Source organism: Clostridium sp. Cult2, assembly GCF_021655075.1.
In the GTDB taxonomy this organism is placed as follows: domain Bacteria; phylum Bacillota; class Clostridia; order Tissierellales; family Tepidimicrobiaceae; genus Schnuerera.
This window is the reverse complement of record NZ_PPXX01000061.1, coordinates 1-21,510: the sequence shown is the minus strand read 5'-3', so window position 1 is coordinate 21,510 and position 21,510 is coordinate 1. Positions and strand designations below refer to the sequence as shown.

30 protein-coding genes are annotated in these 21,510 nt (G+C 28.5%); all 30 read left to right on the top strand.

Annotation, left to right across the window (positions count from 1 at the left end; all coding sequences use genetic code 11):
* Positions 1 to 292 precede the first annotated feature (292 nt).
* Entirely contained in the window at positions 293 to 817 is a 525-nt protein-coding gene (locus C3E90_RS07030; RefSeq protein WP_236914956.1) for a PilW family protein, read from the top strand.
* Entirely contained in the window at positions 814 to 1,884 is a 1,071-nt protein-coding gene (gene pilM, locus C3E90_RS07025; RefSeq protein WP_236914955.1) for a pilus assembly protein PilM, read from the top strand. Before C3E90_RS07030 ends, pilM begins: the two co-directional genes overlap by 4 nt.
* Before the next feature lie 3 nt (positions 1,885 to 1,887).
* On the top strand, positions 1,888 to 2,490 hold the full coding sequence (locus C3E90_RS07020) for a PilN domain-containing protein (RefSeq protein WP_236914954.1): 603 nt from the start codon (positions 1,888 to 1,890) through the stop codon (positions 2,488 to 2,490).
* The gene (locus C3E90_RS07015) at positions 2,438 to 3,841 is read left to right on the top strand and encodes a LysM peptidoglycan-binding domain-containing protein (RefSeq protein ID WP_236914953.1); all 1,404 of its coding nucleotides are present in this window, start codon (positions 2,438 to 2,440) and stop codon (positions 3,839 to 3,841) included. The genes C3E90_RS07020 and C3E90_RS07015 overlap by 53 nt, the downstream gene beginning before the upstream one ends.
* Before the next feature lie 16 nt (positions 3,842 to 3,857).
* Complete coding sequence (locus tag C3E90_RS07010) at positions 3,858 to 5,852, top strand: S-layer homology domain-containing protein (RefSeq protein ID WP_236914952.1); 1,995 nt, start codon at positions 3,858 to 3,860, stop codon at positions 5,850 to 5,852.
* Between the two features lie 6 nt (positions 5,853 to 5,858).
* Entirely contained in the window at positions 5,859 to 6,326 is a 468-nt protein-coding gene (locus C3E90_RS07005; RefSeq protein WP_236914951.1) for a GspH/FimT family pseudopilin, read from the top strand.
* A complete protein-coding gene (locus C3E90_RS07000; protein WP_236914950.1) occupies positions 6,319 to 6,765 on the top strand; it encodes a hypothetical protein in 447 nt (148 codons plus the stop codon). Before C3E90_RS07005 ends, C3E90_RS07000 begins: the two co-directional genes overlap by 8 nt.
* A 2-nt stretch (positions 6,766 to 6,767) precedes the next feature.
* Positions 6,768 to 7,316 (top strand): PilW family protein, encoded by a 549-nt coding sequence (locus tag C3E90_RS06995; protein ID WP_236914949.1) that lies wholly within the window; start codon positions 6,768 to 6,770, stop codon positions 7,314 to 7,316.
* A gap of 16 nt (positions 7,317 to 7,332) precedes the next feature.
* Entirely contained in the window at positions 7,333 to 8,361 is a 1,029-nt protein-coding gene (locus tag C3E90_RS06990; RefSeq protein ID WP_236914948.1) for a hypothetical protein, read from the top strand.
* Positions 8,362 to 8,393: 32 nt separating this feature from the next.
* Positions 8,394 to 8,663 carry a late competence development ComFB family protein gene (locus tag C3E90_RS06985; RefSeq protein WP_236914947.1) on the top strand — a complete coding sequence of 90 codons (270 nt, stop codon included), beginning with the start codon at positions 8,394 to 8,396 and terminating at the stop codon, positions 8,661 to 8,663.
* On the top strand, positions 8,653 to 9,207 hold the full coding sequence (locus tag C3E90_RS06980; protein ID WP_236914946.1) for a shikimate kinase: 555 nt from the start codon (positions 8,653 to 8,655) through the stop codon (positions 9,205 to 9,207). Before C3E90_RS06985 ends, C3E90_RS06980 begins: the two co-directional genes overlap by 11 nt.
* Before the next feature lie 51 nt (positions 9,208 to 9,258).
* Complete coding sequence (gene aroQ, locus C3E90_RS06975) at positions 9,259 to 9,699, top strand: type II 3-dehydroquinate dehydratase (RefSeq protein WP_236914945.1); 441 nt, start codon at positions 9,259 to 9,261, stop codon at positions 9,697 to 9,699.
* A 12-nt stretch (positions 9,700 to 9,711) separates the two neighbouring features.
* Complete coding sequence (gene efp / locus C3E90_RS06970; protein ID WP_236914944.1) at positions 9,712 to 10,269, top strand: elongation factor P; 558 nt, start codon at positions 9,712 to 9,714, stop codon at positions 10,267 to 10,269.
* 39 nt (positions 10,270 to 10,308) lie between these two features.
* Complete coding sequence (locus C3E90_RS06965; protein WP_236914943.1) at positions 10,309 to 10,647, top strand: CD1247 N-terminal domain-containing protein; 339 nt, start codon at positions 10,309 to 10,311, stop codon at positions 10,645 to 10,647.
* Positions 10,648 to 10,746: 99 nt separating this feature from the next.
* Entirely contained in the window at positions 10,747 to 11,721 is a 975-nt protein-coding gene (gene spoIIIAA / locus C3E90_RS06960) for a stage III sporulation protein AA (RefSeq protein WP_236914942.1), read from the top strand.
* Between the two features lie 18 nt (positions 11,722 to 11,739).
* Complete coding sequence (spoIIIAB, locus tag C3E90_RS06955; protein ID WP_236914941.1) at positions 11,740 to 12,264, top strand: stage III sporulation protein SpoIIIAB; 525 nt, start codon at positions 11,740 to 11,742, stop codon at positions 12,262 to 12,264.
* A gap of 14 nt (positions 12,265 to 12,278) precedes the next feature.
* Positions 12,279 to 12,476 carry a stage III sporulation protein AC gene (gene spoIIIAC / locus C3E90_RS06950; RefSeq protein ID WP_236914940.1) on the top strand — a complete coding sequence of 66 codons (198 nt, stop codon included), beginning with the start codon at positions 12,279 to 12,281 and terminating at the stop codon, positions 12,474 to 12,476.
* 15 nt (positions 12,477 to 12,491) lie between these two features.
* A complete protein-coding gene (gene spoIIIAD, locus C3E90_RS06945) occupies positions 12,492 to 12,881 on the top strand; it encodes a stage III sporulation protein AD (RefSeq protein WP_236914939.1) in 390 nt (129 codons plus the stop codon).
* 11 nt (positions 12,882 to 12,892) lie between these two features.
* Positions 12,893 to 14,086 carry a stage III sporulation protein AE gene (gene spoIIIAE / locus C3E90_RS06940; protein ID WP_236914938.1) on the top strand — a complete coding sequence of 398 codons (1,194 nt, stop codon included), beginning with the start codon at positions 12,893 to 12,895 and terminating at the stop codon, positions 14,084 to 14,086.
* Positions 14,087 to 14,111: 25 nt separating this feature from the next.
* A complete protein-coding gene (gene spoIIIAF / locus C3E90_RS06935) occupies positions 14,112 to 14,726 on the top strand; it encodes a stage III sporulation protein AF (protein ID WP_236914937.1) in 615 nt (204 codons plus the stop codon).
* A 1-nt stretch (position 14,727) separates the two neighbouring features.
* On the top strand, positions 14,728 to 15,309 hold the full coding sequence (locus C3E90_RS06930; RefSeq protein ID WP_236914936.1) for a hypothetical protein: 582 nt from the start codon (positions 14,728 to 14,730) through the stop codon (positions 15,307 to 15,309).
* 12 nt (positions 15,310 to 15,321) lie between these two features.
* Positions 15,322 to 15,984, top strand: a complete 663-nt coding sequence (locus C3E90_RS06925; protein ID WP_236914935.1) for a SpoIIIAH-like family protein — start codon at positions 15,322 to 15,324, stop codon at positions 15,982 to 15,984.
* Between the two features lie 72 nt (positions 15,985 to 16,056).
* The gene (locus C3E90_RS06920; protein WP_236914934.1) at positions 16,057 to 16,455 is read left to right on the top strand and encodes an Asp23/Gls24 family envelope stress response protein; all 399 of its coding nucleotides are present in this window, start codon (positions 16,057 to 16,059) and stop codon (positions 16,453 to 16,455) included.
* 62 nt (positions 16,456 to 16,517) lie between these two features.
* Complete coding sequence (gene amaP, locus C3E90_RS06915; protein ID WP_236914933.1) at positions 16,518 to 17,066, top strand: alkaline shock response membrane anchor protein AmaP; 549 nt, start codon at positions 16,518 to 16,520, stop codon at positions 17,064 to 17,066.
* A gap of 19 nt (positions 17,067 to 17,085) precedes the next feature.
* Positions 17,086 to 17,322, top strand: coding sequence for a DUF2273 domain-containing protein (locus tag C3E90_RS06910; RefSeq protein ID WP_236914932.1), 237 nt, complete (start codon positions 17,086 to 17,088; stop codon positions 17,320 to 17,322).
* 47 nt (positions 17,323 to 17,369) lie between these two features.
* Positions 17,370 to 17,780, top strand: a complete 411-nt coding sequence (gene nusB / locus C3E90_RS06905; protein WP_236914931.1) for a transcription antitermination factor NusB — start codon at positions 17,370 to 17,372, stop codon at positions 17,778 to 17,780.
* Positions 17,773 to 18,738 (top strand): Kae1-like domain-containing protein, encoded by a 966-nt coding sequence (locus C3E90_RS06900; protein WP_236914930.1) that lies wholly within the window; start codon positions 17,773 to 17,775, stop codon positions 18,736 to 18,738. The genes nusB and C3E90_RS06900 overlap by 8 nt, the downstream gene beginning before the upstream one ends.
* Position 18,739: 1 nt before the next feature.
* Entirely contained in the window at positions 18,740 to 19,963 is a 1,224-nt protein-coding gene (gene xseA, locus C3E90_RS06895) for an exodeoxyribonuclease VII large subunit (protein WP_236914929.1), read from the top strand.
* On the top strand, positions 19,953 to 20,186 hold the full coding sequence (xseB, locus tag C3E90_RS06890; protein WP_236914928.1) for an exodeoxyribonuclease VII small subunit: 234 nt from the start codon (positions 19,953 to 19,955) through the stop codon (positions 20,184 to 20,186). The genes xseA and xseB overlap by 11 nt, the downstream gene beginning before the upstream one ends.
* 4 nt (positions 20,187 to 20,190) lie before the next feature.
* Positions 20,191 to 21,060, top strand: a complete 870-nt coding sequence (locus tag C3E90_RS06885; protein ID WP_236914927.1) for a polyprenyl synthetase family protein — start codon at positions 20,191 to 20,193, stop codon at positions 21,058 to 21,060.
* The last annotated feature ends 450 nt before the right edge of the window (positions 21,061 to 21,510 follow it).

Here is a 21,510-nt window from a genome sequence, read left to right as displayed (position 1 = left end):
GTAAATACTCAAAAGGAAAATGATCAAGATTATGATACTATTGTTCAGCAGGTTTTAAATAGCAAAGATTACAAAGATAATTATGAAATATTTACCAATGATAATAATTTCCACAAATATAACAACAAAATAATCCATTGTCTTATTGAAGAACAAGATATTGATATAAAGCCAACTGAAAATTCTAATAATACAGATTTAAAAATGCAAAAAATAAAAGTTATTCTTTTCTATGATAATGGAAAGGGAAAGGTTGAACTTTCAACCTATACACCTATTGAGGAAGATGAAAATGAAAAATAAACTACTTGAAAATAGAGGATTGACTTTAGTAGAATTATTAATAACAGTGGCTATTTTAGGAATCATGATTTCCTTTATGTTTACCTTTTTTCATTTTAACTATGATACTTTTTTTAGAAGTGCTACTAAATATACTACACAAACTAATTTAAATGAAGCTATAAGAATAGTTGAAGAAGAATTAAGGTTTGCAGATAGAATTTCCATATACGACGAAAAAGAGTTTGAGAATAATAAAAATTATATTTATATTAAGGATAGTGGAATAAAGATAAAAAAAGCAAATAATGAAAGGATAAATTTAAATATAGATGATATAGTAATCAACGTTGAAGAATCATGTTTTAAATTAAATAAAAATCTAATTACCATGGATATTAAAGTAGAATACAAATCCCATGACGAAGAATTTAGGATTAAATATACAATGGAATTATTAAATTTTAATAGTGATAATGATTTACAAGGTTCTATAATCGAATATAGTGAAATAAAAGGAGATGATACTTATTGAATTTAAAAGAATTTCTCCCTCGAAAAAAGGTCTTATCTTTAGATATAGGCTCCTATGAAATAAAAGGAGTTATAGGCAAAGAAACCAAAAAAGGAATAATTATTGAAAATTATTTTTCCATTCCAACACCTAATGGTGCTTATCATGATGGGCAAATAGTGGACAAGGATTTAATAAATTATGTAGTAGATGAAGCATTAAAGAAACAAAAAATCAAAACCAAGGATGTTTATTTAACTATTAATAGTTCAACTATAATAACTAGAGAGGTAATAATCCCAAAAGTAGAACTACAAGAAATCGAAAACATATTAAGATTCCAGATAACAGATTACATTCCTATGAATTCAGAGAATTATATTGTTCAGTTTAAGCTTATAGGTTCTGTTTATGAAGATGAAATAGAGAAATTTAGAATATTATTAATTGGAATTCCTAAGGAAATAGTAGAAAACCATTTTCAATTGATAAAGGATTTAGATTTAAACCCTTTGGTTTTAGATTATCAGCCTAATTCTATAGGAAAATTAATCCAATATGCCGAATTAATTAATGATGATTATCCAACTGAGAATGTAACTTTTGCTACTATCGATATTGGATATGATAATACTGAGGTTTCTATTATAAAAAATGGTACAATTCATGTTAGCAGAGTAATTGAAATAGGTGGTAAGTACATAGATCAAAGTATTTTAAACTTTTATGAATATAGTGAAAATGATTTGAAAGAAATAAAAGAAAAAATTAATGATATAAATGAAGTTGATGAAGGGAATCTAGATAGTAATTCTATTATTAATATTATAAAAAACGTCCTAAATACACTAAATGAGAGGATTGAAATTGTATTTAGATACTACTTAACCAGAGAATCGGGTAACCAAATAAATATGATACTTTTGCTTGGAGGAAATGGAAATTTTAATGGATTAGATAATTATTATTCCAATTATTTTAACATCCCTTCTATTACGCTCAGAGCTATTAATAATCTTGTTTTCGATGGAAAAGTTTGTGAGTACATGAATTCTATTGGAGCACTAATAAGAAGGGTGGGAGTATAGATTATGAAAGACTTAAATTTTTTTGAATCCTACATAGAAAAAAGCGAATTTAGAATAGATAAACAATGGATTTATTATTCTGTTGCTATATTGTTAATCTTTTTCATTATATTTTACTCCCTTTTTAATCAGATAAAAATAAGAAAAATGTCCAAAGATATTTCTAAACTAAAATCCATTCTTGAAGATAGTAGAATAAATAAAAGAGTAGAAGAAATTGAATTGAAAGAAAAAGAATTAAACCAATATAAAGAATCATTAGATAGAATAAAATTGGTAGATGAAAGCGTTGAAGATAATAGTATAATAGATGATTATTTATTGGATACTATTACTTCAAGAATGCCAGAGGATGTATTTTTTACATCCATTAGCATATATACAGACCATATGGAATTAGTCGGAATATCAGGGGATAAATGGTCTGTAGCAAATCTGGGGAAAAGTTTAGAATCAGTTGAAGAATTCAAAGAAATATTTATATCATCTATTTCTAAAGAAGATAAATATTATAATTTTATTTTAAACATTAACCTAAAGGATGTGAACTTAGATGGAGAAGATGAATCTATTGAAGAAGATGAAGCTCCAGAGAACAATGACTAATAATGAAAAAAAGCTTTTAATCCTTTTAGGGATAGTTATTGTTTTGTGGGCTACTTTTAGGTTTGTAATCCTACCTCAACATACGAAATTGCAGGCTTTGACTGATGAAAAGAATGAATATGAAGAAAAAATTTCTAGAGTCAATCTGATATTAAAAAAGGAAGGCAAAATTCAAAAACAATGGGAGGATTTACATACAGAAAAAATTGCCTTATCTAATAAATACTTTCCCATTATTGATCAACCACAGATAATTTATCTATTAAATGAAATTCTAAATAATGAAGATATGAATGTATTAGATATTAACTTTAGTAGGCCAAAGGAAGAGTATATTGGAGATTTGGCTGTTAATACTATGGATATATATATACCTTATAAAGCTAAATATGAAGGGTTACTTGAAACAATAAAAGGAATAACCTTTAGTCCCAAAAAGATGTTGATAACCAATTTAACTATGGATAAAGATGAAGGAGAGGTTTTAGCAGGTAATATATCTGTTAAAATATATGGATTAGATGGAATAGAAGAATTGGATAACAATATGGCATATATCACTATTATATCAAATAGTGAAAAAGATAATCCTTTTATTCCTTTTGATTATTTTGATAAATCAACAGAAGAAGGTTTACTTCTAGAAGATGAAAACAATTTAATAAATTTGGAAGAGAATATTAATATTGAAGAAAATTATAACAAGGAACTATTAGAAGATTTTGAAAGTGGAAGCTTTAATTTTATACCTTCTAACCAGTATGTAAAGGGTAATGTATATAGATCAGTTAATTCAATCTCTGATAAATATTCTATTAGGTTTGAGTATAATATCTTTGCTTTTGGAGATGAAAACAGAGCTTATTTGGATTTATTTAGTAAAGATATTGTTATTAAATATCCACCTTCTTCTATAGGGTTATGGATTTATTCCTACGGATATTCTCCAGTTACTTTAGGTATAAGGTTTAAAGGACAAGCTGATGAAAAGGTAGAGGTTGAATTATCTAAGGGTATATCATGGATAGGATGGAAATATGTTCAAGTTTCTCTACCGTCAGATTTATCCTTATACCCTTTACAGTTGGATAAAATATATATAGATTTAGCATATAACAGGGATGATTATGGGGTTCTAATATTTGATAAAATTGAAGCTAATTATCCTAAAGAGAGCAATAATACAAATAATTCTTTCACCTTCTATGTGGTTGAAAAAGGTGATACTTTAGATGAAATAAGCTTGAAATTCTATGGAACAATAAAAAAGAAAAATATTATTCTGAAGTATAACGAAATTAATTCCGATAAAGATATTAGAGAAGGTAAAGTTTTAGTAATTCCTAGATAAAGAAAGGTGGCTAAGTATGAATAAAACAGGGAAGCTATTATCATTTGTTATCGTATTAATACTTATATTTAACATTAATTCTAAAGTCTCTGCCTATATAGGTGAAGAAGAATATAAGGAAGCAGAGGAATTAGGAGAAAAATTGGGATATTATGATGGACTAATTAAAGGTTTTGAAAATTCTTCTAAATCCTCAAAAATTACTTATTATGAAGCTAAGCCATCAATAGAAGAAATTACAATAAAATATAAGGATTATTTAAAAGAACAAAACAATATATTTGATAACTATTTTTTATCTGGTTATTATACTGGATTTGAGAAAGGATATAATGAAACATCTATTGGTGATGGTTTCATTGTAAAAACTGATGCAAGGACTAAATATACGGACTATGCAATAATATTAGGGTTATTAACAGGGGAAATATATGGATATAGAGATTTTTATGCCAATAAAAATGCAAATATAAGCAAAGCTTTACCTTCTGACAAAGTATTGACTAAAATGTTCAATTTAGATAGATTAAACTATCAGGATAGATATTCTTTTTTAAATATTTTTAAAGGTAAATTTAAAGAGGGATACCAGGAAGGTTATGGAATAGCTAATTTTGAGCCAATGAAGATTTCCTATGAAGAAGGAATAACCCATGGAGAGTATTTTGGCAATATATTAGGAAGGACAAGTGGTTCTAAGGATTATTTTGATAATAAGACAAGGGATTATAAAAGACATATACCATCAAATACTAATATTATAAGGGAATATTCATTAAATAAAGATGGGGACGAATATAGAGAAGGGTTTTTAATAGGTTTTAGGAGAGCTTATGAAGAAAGTTATAATGAAAATTTTAGAACAATGAATGTAGACGAGCATAGAAGGTCTTATGAAAAAGGATATGAAAAAGGAAAAGTTGCAGGAAAAATTAAAGGTGAAATAAAGGCTAAGGGTGATTTCTACTTAAAACTAGATAATAACTGGAAGAGATATTATCCAACACAAAGTGGATTGATTAGAGAATATAGTCTTACTACAGAATCTGAAAGGTATAGAGATGGGTTTTTTAGTGGATATATAGAAGGATTTGCACAAGGATATGGATTAACAATTCAACAATTAAGTGAAGATATTATTGTGAAAAAATCCATAGTTAAAGAGGTACCTATTTCTGGTGGAGAAGTTAATAGTTTGGATAATATTTCTACTTTAAATATAGATAAAGGAACCTATTACAATCCTGTTATTGTTACCATAGATATGTTGCCAGATAATTACTATTCTATTGATGAAGGATTTATCAAGGCTTCAGGTAATTATAGCATCAATATATTAAACAAATCCAATGAAACCGACAATAAAAAGGATATTGAACTAAAGTTTGAATACTATGGAAAAGACAATGGTGGCATTTATAAACTAGTGAATGATAAATGGCTATATATTTCTTCTTATATAGAAGATGGATATATAAAAGCATTAATCAAACCTAATTCTTTTAAAGAACAAGATAATGTCTATTGTGTGTTAGTAGATAAGAATACAAAAGTATTATTAGATATAAGAAATCATTGGGCAAGAGATGAAATAACTGCTTATCAACGAAGGGAAATAATTTCAGGTTATTCTAATAATAAATTTATGCCTGATAATAAGATATTAAAGGGTGAATTTTTATCTATATTAAGTAAAGTATATAATTGGGAATTATCTTATGATAAAGGGAATGTAAATTATGAAAAAATTATTAATTATGCAGCTAACAAAGGATATATAAATAATGCTTTGGACAATCCTTTTAGATTTAAGGAAGGGATTACGTATAAGGAAGCAGAAGCTATTATGAGAAAAGTTACAGGTTCGGAGAATTACCATTGGTATAATTTTTCATCTAAGATATTATATGAAAAGCTTTATAAAAGCAAATCTTATAATAGTATGAATAATTACCTCTCGAGAGCAGAAGCTGTTTATATGCTATATGTTCTTAATGAATGGAGGTATTAGAATAAAATGTTAAGGGATACTAGGGGGATTACCTTAATTGAGCTTCTTGTGATAATAAGTATATTATCCATATTGCTAATTATACCTGCTTACAAGGGCAATAATATTCAAAATTATAAGGAAAGAAAAGAACTAAGGGAATTTAAGAATGATATAAACTATGCTAGGAATAGAGCAGTAGTAGAATCTAGATTATATAGAATTGATATAAGGACCAATAATAATTCTTATTTAATAATTAAATATAGTAAATTTCCTGAAACCATTAAGAAAAAGGAATTTACCAATGGCATTAAAGTAAAAAGTACTAATATAGAAAATGATGAATTGGTATTCAACTATTCAGGAGCCCCTAAAAATGCAGGAACTATATATTTAGAGAATAGTAAGGGAGAAACAATAGAAATTACTATTACCCCTGCAACAGGTAAAGTAAATATATATTACAATCGAAAGGGAAAAAAGAATGAATAAAAAAGGTTTCCTTCTTGCAGAAACAATAATGGGATTATTTCTACTAGGGGTTATAGCAGTGAGCTGCTTGCCAATTTTAAACACTGCTATAGACAATATGAGGATTGCCAAACATAAAATGGAAATGCTATTCATTGCAGAATCTACTATAGAACAAATCAAAGCTTTTGATTATAGTTGGACAGATGAAGAACATATATTTGATATGAGTTTAAAAGTGTTAATTGATACTTTGCATGATTCAGATGCAATAGCTGTTAGATTGCCATTAGATAATAAAAGTGAAGAATATAAATATTTTTGTACTATATATAAGAAGAATAATAGTATAAGTCTGTGGGAATTAGAGATAGAAGTTGCTCCGTATAAGGATAATAAGAAAATAAAAAGCATTGAGATATTGACATTTATTCCTGTACCAATAGTGGATGGAGAATAATTATGAATAAAAATAAAGGGTTTACATTGGTAGAGCTTATATTATCTTTTGCCATTAGTTCCATAATTGTTTTAACTCTATTTTCTATCCTTAATTTTACCATTAAAAGTTGTAAACTAGGGGAATTTGAAGACGAAGTGTTATTAAACGGTAGATATGTGATAGAGTATATAAAAAGAGAGATAAAAGGAGCAGATAAGGTAATAGCACTCAATAAATTTGATGGTTTAGAAGAAAGATATGAAAATAATCTTGGTTTTGTAATTATGAAATATGATTCAGGGGGCACTTATAAATATAATTATTCTACATATTTTTATAAAAATAACAGGATATATAGAGATGCTTTTAACACTAACATCGACAAATTGCCAAAAGGGAGCGCTTTTAGTGGGAATAATGAAATTGCTGAATATATAATATCTATAGATGGATCAAATGCAAATTTTAACACAAAATTAATTAATCTATCTATTACATTAGAAGGAAAAAACAATAAAGAAATAAGATTTCAGTCAAAACTCAATATTAGATGCCCAGTTATTTATTAAATTATGAGGTGGAATTGTGAATAAGGATAAAGGATTTATTTCTATTAACGCTTTATTTATTATGGTTATAACGTTGATTTCTGCCTTGTTTTTAATATATACATCTAACCAAGAATATTTAATTATAAACTCTAGTAAAAATAATATTCAAGCTTACTATCTTGCAGAAAGCAAAATACATATGGTATTAAATAAGGAAGAATACTATTATGGACAGTTGTTACCAAGAATAGAAACCTATTTAAAGTATGGAAGACTAGGTCCAACTTATGATGGAAAAATTTCTTTAGACAATAAAGATTTATTTGAAGATGATAACAATAATATTGTTAATTTGAGTTTTGCTGAAGAGAACAAAAGAAGAATTTTAGAATTTAAAACCTCTAGTACCTATTTTGGTATTTCTAAGAATATTTTAGCAAAGATGACAATAATCAATGATTTATTTGAAATGTGGATTCCAATAGTATCCATAGAACATATTCAACAGGATAAGGTGGAGGAATTTACAAATTATATGCTGCATTTACAAGAAAAAATTGAAATCCCAAAACTACCTAATGGAATAAAAGCTATAGATGCAATAGACTATGAAGAGGTAAAAATTATTAATGGGTTAGATAATAGAATCAATATTGAATTTTTTAGAAATAATATTGATGAACCAGTAAAGAGAGAAATTTTAGTAAATGAAGAGATATTTTTATTGCTAAGGAATAGTCATACTGTTCCAATTTTATCTATTGCTTCAGAAAAGGATTGGGAGAAGGTTAAATTAAAAGGGATTATTCATGTAGAAGGGGATTTGATAATAAATAGCGATTTTGAATTAGATGGTATTGTAATTCTCCATAATGGCCAAATTATTATTAATCCTTCCAAGGAAGTGAAAATCCATGGAATTATTCTGTTGAATAATTGTTATGAAAATCTATTAGACTATGAAAAAGTTCAAATAAATTACAACTATAACTTTATTAAGGAATATGGTATTTATTTACCTAAATTTATAGAACCTAAGATTCAACACATTAAAAATTACTGATTAAATTACTGATTTTTTAAGGAGGGATAAATGTGGAGTTGCGAAATTTAATGGAAGATGAAGTTTTATATGCAATAAATAGAATATTGAAAGATAAAGAGGACATATGTACCTGCAATAAATGTAAATTAGATATTGCAGCCCTTACCCTAAATAATTTAAAACCTAAATATGTTGTAACTGAAAAAGGAGAATTGTACGGGAAAGTTAATACATTAAATTATCAATTTGATGCAGATTTAATAACAGAGATTGTGAAAGCTATTGAAATAGTAAGGAATGAGCCAAGGCATGAATATTAATATTAATTCTAAAAATATTGTTTTAATTGGAATGAGTGGAGTTGGGAAAACTGGTGTTGGGAAATACATAGCTAATAAAACGAAAAGGAAATTTATTGATACTGATGATATGATAATATCTTTTACTGGGGAAACCATTGATGATATATTTAGTAAGTATGGAGAAGAGTACTTTAGGTTTTTAGAAAAAAAAGCTATAAAAAGGGTAGCTTCAGAAAAAAGAACTGTAATATCTACAGGGGGTGGAGTAGTATTAAATAATAAAAATATCCAATTATTGCAAAGTAATGGAATAATTTTTCTGTTAAAAGCTAGTATAAATACTATGGTTTCAAATATAGAATCTACTCCATCTTCTAAAGAAAGAAGGCCACTCCTTAAAGATAGCTCATGTCTTAGACAGAGGATTAAAAAGATATATAAAGAAAGAGAAAAAATATATCTTGCAAGTGCAAACCAAATTATCAATGTGGATGGCAAAACTATTGAAAAAATTGGTGATGAAATTATTTATATCTTTAAACAGCTTAACCCTTGTAGTTGATTTTAATGATTGATATAATAAAATAATATTATATAATGAAGGAAGATGTTGATGAAAATTTTAGTAATTCATGGTCCTAATATGAATCTATTGGGCAGAAGGGATAAATCAATATACGGGAATTTAACATTAAAAGAGATAGACAATATGATTCAATTAGAATCAGAGAAACTTAACATGGAAGTTGAAGTATTCCAATCTAATTGTGAAGGAGAGATTATAGATAAGCTTCATAGTACCTTAGATGATTATTATAATGGGGTCATAATCAATCCAGGTGGTTATACCCATTATAGTATCTCCATTAGAGATGCTATTGAGGTATTGAATATACCTGTAATTGAGGTTCATTTGTCCAATATTTTTAAAAGAGAAGATTTCAGAAAGAAATCCGTAACTGCTCCCGTATGCGAGGGTCAAATATCTGGTTTTGGTGTAAATAGTTATTTATTGGCATTGGAAGCGTTTAGTATTATGAATGAAAATGTTTAAGGAGGTTTTAATATGATTTCAGCAGGAGATTTTAGAAAAGGAGTTACTTTTGAAATGGATGGAGATGTATATCAAATTGTGGATTTTCAACACGTTAAGCCAGGAAAAGGCGCTGCTTTTGTTCGAGCTAAAATAAAAAGCGTAATGACTGGTACAATAAAAGATTTAACTTTTAATCCTAATGATAGATACCCAAAAGCTAGAATTGAGACAAAGGAAATGCAGTATCTATACAATGATGGAACTCTTTATTATTTTATGGATAATGAAACTTATGAACAATTGCCATTGGAAAAGGGCCAGGTAGAAGAAGCAATAGTATATATTAAAGAAAATGATAATGCTATTATTAGATTCTATGAAGGTAAGCCTTTTGAAGTGGTAGCACCTAACTTTGTAGAATTAGTTGTATCTCATACTGAGCCAGGAGTCAAAGGGGATACAGCAACAGGAGCTACAAAACCTGCAACCCTTGAAACAGGTGCTGTTGTAAATGTGCCTTTATTTGTCAATATAGGGGATAAAATCAAAATAGACACTAGAACAGGTGAGTATTTATCAAGGGCCTAGGGAATAATAAAAATATAAAAATTTATAGGAGGGATTTACATGGAATATCTTTACCAGAAAGTATCATACTTAAAAGGATTGGCTGAAGGTCTTGAAATTGACAAAGAATCAAAAGAAGGCAAACTATTATTACATATAATAGATGCCTTAGAGGATTTTGCAGATGTAATAGATGAGGTAATCGAAGATTATAACGACTTAGAACAATATGTAGAATATATAGATGAGGATTTAACGGATGTTGAAGAAGAACTATATGAATTTGATGATGAAGATGATTATTATCCTTATGAAGAATTTGATGATGATTATTTTGACGATGACTTTGATTATGAAGAATTTGATGAAGATGATTTAGAAGAAAAATTAGACGAATAATAAATTAAAAAGAGACTTAAAACCATTATGGTTTTAAGTCTCTTTTTTTTGCATATTTTTTAAGCTTGTTCATATTTATATATAAAGGAGGGACATGTCATGGATGAAAAGGAAATTGTAATATATGAAAATGTATTGGAATATATTAGTTTAGAATTAAGCCACATTCTTAAAAATATTCCAAATAAATATAAAGGGATTATAGAAGAAATAAGGCTTAGATATGGAGTACCTATCAATATATATTTAAACAATTCTGACTATTTCGTTACATCAAAGGGCTCCTTAACTAAAAATAAAGAGGAAGGTAGATTGGTTAACAAGCAAGAATTGATTGAGACTTTCCAACTTGTTAGTAACTATTCAGTTTATGCCTTTGAAGAAGAAATTAAAAATGGATTTATTACATTAAGAGGAGGTCATAGAGTAGGTATAGGAGGAAAGGTATTATATGGTACAAAGGGAATTGAGACTATTAGAAATATATCTTCATTGAATATTCGGATTGCAAGGGAAAAAATAGGAGTTTCGGAAAAACTAATAAAATACATTATTGATTTTCCTCAAACTATTCATAATACATTAATTGTTTCTCCACCTCAATGCGGGAAAACTACTATTTTAAGGGATTTGATAAGGAATTTAAGCAATGGAAGTAAATTATTGGGGGGAAAAGGGCTAAAGGTAGGGGTTATAGATGAAAGGTCTGAGTTAGCAGGTATGTACAATGGAATGCCTCAATTCCAGATTGGGTTAAGGACAGACGTTTTAGACGGTTGCAATAAAAAGGATGGTACAATTATGCTAATAAGAGCAATGTCACCAGAAATAATAGCTATGGATGAGATTGGTAGTATTACTGATGTAGATGCTATTCATGAGGCTCTTAAAGCAGGAGTAAAGATAATTGCAACTATCCATGGAAGTAATTTAGAGGATTTACTTTCAAAGAGAAGTCTAAGAATGTTAATTGAAGACAAAATTTTTAAAAGATATATATTTTTAGATAATTCAAAGGGAGTAGGTACAATAAAGGATATTATAGAAGGTGATACTTTTACCTCCATAATTTAACAAGAAAGAAGGGGTTTTATGGCTTTAATAAAAATCATAGGGGGATTATTAATTATCCTTTCTACTACTCTAATGGGTTATCATTATGGAAGTAGATTTTCTAATAGATTAAATAATCTTTTATACCTAGAGCAATGTTTTAAAATTTTGGAAACAGAAATTGTATATGGTGCCATTCCATTACCAGAAGCTTTAACCAATGTTTATAACAAAGGGAATAAAAAAATATCTTATATATTTGAAGAAATAAAATTACATTTACTACATAACAAAACTGGAGATATATATCATAGCTTTTATAGCGTAATTGTATTGTTAAAAGATAGATTAAGTTTTAAAAAAGAGGATATAGAAATTTTTTTATCCTTAGGAAGGGTCTTAGGTTCATCTGATAGACAAGATCAAGAGAAAAATTTCAAATTTATTTTTAATCAGTTGGAAATACTTCAAAAGGAAGCAAAACTAGAAAGAGATAAGAATGAAAAGATGTATAAAAATCTAGGAATACTTACTGGGATTACTATTGTGATAATTCTGTTGTAGAGGAGAGAGAAGATATGGATATAGATTTGATATTCAAAATAGCAGGTATAGGCATATTGTTGGGTATCCTTCATACTGTTTTAGATAAGGCAGGTAAAGAGGAGTTTGCCTATATTACAACTTTATTAGGAGTTGTAATTGTTTTTAGTATGGTTATAGGTTTAATTTCTAAATTATTTAATAGCATAAAGACTTTATTTCAGCTATATTAAACGGGAAGTGATATTATGGAAATTATACAAATTGTTGGGATAGGAATTATATCTACAGTACTGGCAGTATTAGTCCGGAGAACAATTGGATCTGAATTTGCTATATTTATTAGCCTAGTAACAGGCATACTAATATTTTTTATGATTCTTGATAAATTGGTATATGTAGTTGAAACATTAAGTCAATTAGCTAAGAGTACCAGTGTCGAATTTACATATTTTACAACTATACTTAAAATTATAGGCATTGCATATATAGTTGAATTTGGTGCTCAGATATCTAGAGACGCAGGCGAAGAAGCAATTGCATCAAAGATTGAATTAGGTGGAAAGATAGTAATGATGGTACTTGCTATTCCGATTTTAATAGCATTGATGGAATTGATTATAAAAATACTTCCCTAAAGGTGGAGAAGATGAATAAAAATAAAAGGGTTTTAGTTAAACTAATTATATTAATATTAATAGTGTTTTCACATTTCTCATATGCTGAAAATCTAGATGAAAATAATGTTAGTATTACGGATAAATTTTTAGAGGAGCAATTAAATAGTTTAAAAATAAATGAACTAGAACTTATATTAGAAGATATATTAGCAGGAAACGAAGGTTTTTATCCCAGAATAAATATAAAAGAAAACATTATATCTATGGTTAAAGGCGAAAACAAATTAGATATTACCCAAATAAAAGATGGAGTAGTGAAGATTTTTTTTAAAGAGATACTGAACAATTTTAACCTGATTTTTCAAATACTAATAATAACTGTAGCTTGTTCAATTTTAACAAATTTGCAAAGTACATTTGAAAAAGATACAGTGGCACAACTAGCTCACTACGCTTGTTATATAATTTTGGCTATGTTGATGATAAATAGCTTTATGTTAGCTTTGGATTTAGGTAAAAAAACTGTAGTTCAAATGGTTAATTTTATGCAAATCATTTTACCTATCTTATTGACTTTACTAACTGCAATAGGCGGACCCAATACTAGACTTATTTTTCATCCTTTGGTAATTGGAGTAGTCAACATAATTGGATTCTTGATTAAAAACTTGGTGTTTCCATTAATATTTTTTACTTTTATTATTGGTGTAATAAGCAATATTTCACAAAAAGTTCAGTTTTCTAAATTATCTGAACTAATGCGACAAATAATAATTGTTATTATTAGTGCTTCTTTCACCGTGTTTATTGGCATAATTACTATGTATGGGATAGGTTCTAATATCGATGGGGTTACTATTAGAACCGCCAAGTTTGCTGTAGATAATTTTATACCGATAATAGGAAAATTTTTATCTGATGCCGTAGAAGCAGTTGTAGGTTGTTCAGCAATATTGAAAAATGGTATAGGAATGATTGGTCTTGTGGTTTTGTTTTTTATATGTATAGCTCCTGCTATTAAAATAATAGTTTTAATATTTGTTTATAAGGCAATTGCTGCACTAATAGAGCCTATTGCATCTATTAATATTTCTAGTAGCTTTAGCGAAGTATCTAAGTCATTACTATTGTTATTGGTAGGAATACTTTCTGTTGCAACTATGTTCTTTATAACCATTACAGTAATAGTTGAGGCGGGGAACACGACTATTATGTTTAGGTAGGTGATTACATGGGATAGTGGAGTTTTTGAAGGTTTGGGTAAAAGATATTGCTATAATATTTGTCCTAATTTCTATAGTAGAAATAGCTTTGCCAAATAGTAATATGAAAAGGTATATAGATATGGTAATAGGACTATTAGTGATAATAGTAATAATTACACCATTTATCAAGTTAATCCATAAGGATTTTAATATGGATAGAGAGGTATTTAGCAATACTGTAAATCAAATAAAATTTGAATATAGAGATAATATTGAATTATCATCACTACAAGAAGAACAGATAAAAAAAATGTATATTAATAAAATTAAAGATGAAATCCAAGGACATATCCTAGGTTCTACCGAATACCAAGTTGAAGAAATAATAATTTCAATATATGAAGATGAAATAAATTATGGAGAAATTAAAGATATAGATATAATTTTGAAAGAATATATTGATGCAGAAGAATCAACTGAGGCTTTAATAACTGTGGCTCAGATTGAAAATGTTGAGATTGGAGAAAGCAAAGAAAGGACAAAAAATTTGCAAGTCCTTCAAAACAGTGAAGATATAGTAAATATTATTAATAAAAATTACAATATTTCTAAGGAAAACATAAAAGTATATATAAATACTACGAGGGAAGGTGAATAGGTTGGATAAATTAATCAATAGGATTAAAGAATACTTAGATCAGATAAATAATAAGGAGTTAATTAGGAATTTATTCATAATACTTATTATTGGAATCATACTTATTATAATAGCTGATATTTTTATCCAATATAGAAAAGGTTCTGATGACGGAATAATGCTAGAAAATGAAATAAATAATACTTCTAGCGTTGGGATGGATTATGGCACTATTTTAGAGAAGAAGCTTGAAAATACATTAAGCCAACTAAAAGGGGTAGGTGAGGTAAAGGTAATGATAACTTTAGAGGATACTGTTGAAAAAATTCCAGCATTTAACACTACTAAAAACAATGAAACAACTAATGAGTTAGATTCACAAGGAGGAACTAGGGAAATTATTAGAGAGGACATGACCATTCAAGTAGTTACAGGTAGTGAAGGTTCATTAATTGTTCTTAAAGAAATAAAACCAACAGTTAAGGGAGTAATAATAATAGCAGAAGGGGCTGAGGATTTAGAAGTTAAAGAGAGACTTTATGAGGCGGTTAAAACGGTATTGGGGATACCTGGCAATAAGGTTGAAGTTTATGCTAGTAAATAGGGGGGATAATTGATGTTTTCTATGAAAAAACCAGCAATAATATTAGTATTAATAGTCCTATTAGTATTTACTGGTTATCTAAATCATAATTTAACTAAGCAAGCTTTATCGAAGGTTTCAAATGATTATCAAAAACATGAGGAAATGGAATTAGCTGAAGGGATTTTTTTAGAAGATAATAATTTGGTTCCAACAATATCTGAAGGAGATGATAAAGATGATATTGAAATATTAGATACTAGAGAATTAAAAGATATTGATGAGATTTCTAAAAATGCTGAAGAATTTATTGAGGAAACCATTGTTAGAGAAGATAGTCTAAGGTCAAAGAATTATTTTATAGAGCAAAGATTATCTAGGGACAAACTTAGGGCAGGATTAATTGATAGATTGAATGAAATTGTAAATAATGACAATACTATTGATGAAATGAGAACTGAGGCTCAAAAAAAGATTATGGAAATAGGTGAAATATCAGAAAAGGAATTGGTTGTTGAAGGATTAATAAAGGCAAAAGGATTTGAGGATGTATTGATTTTTCTTACGAAGGAAAGTGCAAAAGTTGTTGTATCTATAGATGAACTATCTGAACAGGATGTGGTAAAGATTCTAGACGTTGTTATCACTGAAACTAACTTAGAGGCGTCTAATATAAAAATAATGAAAAAGAATTAGAATTGATTGTAAAAAACTTAACCCTCTGATATAATAACCCTAAGGACTTTCAGATAATGGGAGGTGTCTATAGTGACTGAATATTCTAGTGATGAAAAGATTAAATATGGTACAGTGAAAATTGCTAATGAAGTTGTTGCCATAATAGCAGGCTTAGCTGCTACAGAGGTAGATGGCGTAACAGGTATGAGTGGAGGCATTACTGGCGATATTACTGAAATGTTGGGCATGAAAAACCTATCTAAAGGTGTGAAAGTTGAGGTTGGTGAAAAAGAAGCGGCAATAGATATATTCCTAATCGTTGATTATGGTTCTAAAATATCAGAAGTGGCATCAAAAGTTCAACAAAATGTTAGGGAGACAGTTGAAACAATGACTGGTCTTAATGTAGTAGAGGTTAATGTCAATGTTCAGGGTGTTAACATACCTAAAGAAGAGCCCAAAGTTGAGAATGAACCAAGAGTAAAATAGTATATTTACCCTCTGGAAACCAGAGGGTAATTTTAAATATATTTTAGGAGGATGAATCAATTATGATTGTAATTGATAGGATTATCTTAACTGTATTATCTATTTGTCTAATAGTTTTTTCAATTATTATGATATTTTTTCCCTTTGAGCGAATTCAATTTTTATCTATAGATAATGTTAAATATATTTTTGAAGGAATTAAAGGCAACTATGTTTATACTGGGATAGGACTTGCTTTGTTATTATTAAGTATTAGAATGTTTATTTTGGGGTTGAAGACCAATGATAGAAAATCAAAGATAACATATTTGGTTCAGAGGACAGATTATGGAGAAATAAACATTTCATCAGAAACAGTAGTAGGGCTAGTAGAAAGTGTATCAAACAAATTTACCGGTATAAGAAACATTGTAACAAAAGTTGATATTGTGGAAGGACAAATATTCATAAATTTAAAAGGAGAAGTTTATCCTGAGATAAATATACCAGAAACTACAAAAGAACTTCAGAATAAAGTAAAGGAACACGTTGAAAACTGTACAGGAGTAAGTGTTAACGAAATAAAAGTAATTATAAGCAATGTTACTACACCTATTAGAAATGTAAAATAGCAAACGAGGTGTTTACAAATTGAGAAAAGAATTATTCAGTGAGCTAACGGAATATTTAAAGGGCAATAAAGGCAAGGTATTAGGGGGTATTTTTGGTTTCTTAATAGGTATACTGATACTTGTAATAGGTTTTTTTAAAACTATGTTTATAATTCTATGTACTTGGTTAGGGTTATTAATTGGTAGTAAAGCCTATGGCATAGAAGATATAAAAAAATTATTAGAGAGATTACTATCTCCAACAAAGAGAATATAATATGAAAAGTCAATTATATTGATTGAAATATATTAGGGAGGCTAGAAATGGGTAGAAGATATGCAAGGGAATCTACAATGAAACTATTATATCAAATGGAAATAAATTCGGATTTTTCTAATAATATAATTAATATGTTTATTGAAAATAATAAATTTAATCTAGGAGAGATAGAATATATCGAAGACGCTGTAAAAACGATTATCAGTAATTTGGAAGAAATAGATTTTCATATTAAAGAAAATATAGAAGGATGGGAACTACATAGATTGGCAAGAATAGATTTATGCATTTTGAGAATAGCTATATATGAAATAGTCTATAGAGAAGATATACCAGTTGAAGTTTCTATTAATGAAGCTATTGAGGTTGCAAAAATATATAGCACCGATGAATCTTCCAAATTTATAAATGGAGTATTAGGAGGTTTTGTCAGAAGAAGGGATAAAAATGAGTAAAAGATACTTTATTGGAATAGATACATCTGCATATACTACTTCTTTAGCAGTAATAGATAATAGTAATAATATTATTTTGGATTTGCGAAAAATACTAGAGGTTAAAGAAGGAAAAAAGGGTTTGAGGCAACAGGAGGCTGTTTTTCAGCATATCAATAATTTACCCTTATTGATTGAAGAAATGGCAATGGAAATCGATATTAATAATGTAGATACTATTTCTTGTAGTAATAAACCTAGAAGCATAGAAGAATCATATATGCCTGTTTTTATAGTAGGTAAAGGACAGGCTTTTATTTTATCAAAAATACTAAACACTAAATATAGAGAGTATAGCCATCAGGAAGGGCATATTGGCGCTGGGATTATGGATAATCAGATTAGACATTATGATAAATTTTTAAGTTTTCATATTTCTGGTGGGACAACGGAATTATTATTAGTTAACAATAAAGATAATAAAATGTCTATCCAAATAATTGGTGGTACATTGGATTTAAGTATAGGACAATTAATAGATAGAATTGGAGTTGAATTAGGATTAGCTTTTCCCTGCGGTGTAGAAATGGACAGAATATCTCAAAGAGGTAGCGTGCTAAATTTAAATGTACCCATGAGTTTAAAGGATGATACATGGTTTAATTTATCGGGTATGGAAAATTATTTTAAGAATTTAATTAAAAACTATTCGTATAGTAAAGAAGATATATTAGCCACATTATTCGAAACTATATCAACTATAATTTATAAAATAATATTCAATAGCCATATTAAATATAATTTAGATAATATTTTGATCACAGGGGGTGTTTCAGCTAATAGAATTTTAAGAGGATTCTTATTTGAAGAGTTGAATAATAAAAAAATAAAACCTTTCTTTACTAAAATTGAACTATGTACAGATAATGGAGTTGGTATAGCATATATAGGTAAAGAAGGATATTTAGTAGGTGATTAATATGGACTCTAAACCTTTAAAAGTGAGTGAAGTAAATCAATATATAAAAAGGATATTTGCCGGTGACTGGATACTCTCTAATATAAAAGTTGAAGGAGAAATATCTAATTTCAAACATCATTATAGCGGACATATGTACTTTTCATTAAAAGATGACAAAGGGAAACTAAAATGTGTAATGTTTAGAAATGATAATAGACTAGTGAATATTGACTTAAAAGATGGGATTAAGGTCATTGCTACAGGGTATATCTCTGTGTATGAAAAAGAAGGAGATTATCAGCTCTATGTAAAGAGCATTGAAGAAAGTGGTATAGGGCATTTATTTGCAGCCTTTGAAGAACTAAAAAAACGATTAGAAAAAGAAGGATTGTTTAATCCAGAAAATAAAAAGAAGTTACCATATTTACCTAATAAAATTGGCGTAGTTACCTCTTCTACTGGGGCAGCAATAAAGGATATAATTACTGTAATTAAAAGAAGGTTTCCTGTTGCTGATATATTAATCTATCCAGTATTAGTACAAGGTGTACAAGCTCCAAAGGAAATATGTGAAGGCTTAGAGTATCTTGATAATAGAGACGATATCGATGTAATTATTACTGGTAGAGGGGGTGGCTCCATAGAAGAACTTTTTGCTTTTAATCACGAATCAGTGGCTAGGACTATATTTAACATGAAAACCCCTATAGTTTCAGCAGTTGGACATGAAACTGACTTTACTATTGCTGATTTTGTTTCGGATTTAAGAGCAGCAACTCCATCTGCTGCTGCAGAATTAGTTACTCCAGAACTAGAGAAATTAAAGGAGAATTTAGACCAAAATTTAGGTCGATTACGGAATTCTTTTCACTATATTTTAAATGATAGGGATGTAAAATTAAATTATATAAAACGGAGTTTGGATTTTTATAATCCAATTTATCAGTTAAAAGAGAAAGTACAAGAGCAAGACAATTTATTTAAAAAACTTGTTTTTATTATGGAAAACACATTGGAAAGTAATAGGAATAGAGTGGCTAATATGTTAAATAGTCTTAATTATTTAAACCCAATTTCTTCTTTAGATAGAGGATATGGCATAATATTGGATGAGAATAATAATATGATTACCACTGTAGATAATATATCTATGGATGATGAGCTAAAACTTTTAATCAAGGATGGTATTATAAGGGTAAAAGTGGTTAGAATTAGCAAAGGAGAGTTCAATTATGAAAAATAGCAAATTGACTTATGAAGAAGCTATTAAAGAATTAGAGGAAATAATTGAAGAGTTGGAAGAAGAAAATTTATCTATAAAGGATTCTTTAGAAAAATTTAAAAGAGGAATAGCCTTGTATAATTATTGTAATGATATGTTGAAAGACATTGAGGGAGAGATCAAAATACTATTAAAAGATGAAAATGATAATTTAGAAGAAGAAGATTTCTATATGGAGGTATGACAAAATGGAGCTAAATGAAGAAATTCAAAGTGCTAGAGAAATAATTGATAGACATTTATCTGATATATTGAATAGTAAAACAGGCTATCAGGAGAAAATATTTGAATCAATTAATTATAGTTTGTTTACAGGAGGCAAAAGATTAAGGCCAATACTATTATTAAAATCATGCCAAATGTTTAGTGGAGATTATGAAAAATCTATTCCTTTCGCATTGGCAATAGAAATGATACATACTTATTCTTTAATTCATGATGATTTACCCTCAATGGATGATGACGATTTTAGAAGAGGAAAATTAACAAACCATAAAGTTTATGGGGAGGCAATTGCAATATTATCAGGAGATGGATTGTTAAATCTAGCTTTTGAAACCATGACAGAATATACCCTGAAGAATTCAAAAACTATTGATGATTACAAAAGAAATATTTGGTCAATTAATGAAATAGGCAAATATTCTGGAATATTTGGTATGGTTGGTGGACAGGTAGTGGACTTATTATCAAACGAAATTGTCATGGATGAGGATAAGTTATTATTTATGTATAAATCTAAAACGGCAGCTCTTATTCAAGCTTCTGTTGTTGCTGGTTCTATATTAGGAGGAGGAAAAGAGGAAGATATAGAGAAGATGAGGCGATTTGGATTATATCTTGGGCTAGCATATCAGATAAGAGATGATATATTAGATGAAAAAGAGGATAAGCTAATTAACAAGGTAACTTATTTAACTTTTCATAATATAGATGAAGCAAAGAGAATAGTAGAAGAATTGAGCTCTAAAGCTATCCATGTATTGGATAATTATAAAAATAAGGATGCTGAATTTTTCAAAAAATTAACAAATGATTTAGTGAGTAGAGATTATTAAATCTATTGAATAATTATAGATATTATGCTATAATTAATAGACTAAATGAAGTGGTACAGTATTCTAGTCAACACAGCTAATCCCGAGGGCGGGGCTAAAAATCCGTCGAAGGGCATATCGATGAAGTTCCTTGTTTCGGCTCGCGACGCCCAGTCGAGGGTTGATGCTGGGAGTAAGAAAGATGGGGCGATCTGCAATGGCATGCAGGCGTTGACCCTGCTTTCGTGGAGACTTACCATTTGGTAAGATAAACCTGTATGTATAAATATGAGATTAAACATACAGAGTAGCCTGCCTTGAGTGATGTTGGCGGATGATAAGTTCAACTTTTCTTGATTAGGGCCCAAGAGGGGAAGGTTTTGTTATCGAAACCAATATTGCAAAAGAGGCTAAGGATTAGACTGGTTGTAGAGGAAAACTCCTAGACTGTTCATGGAAGAGGTATATTGG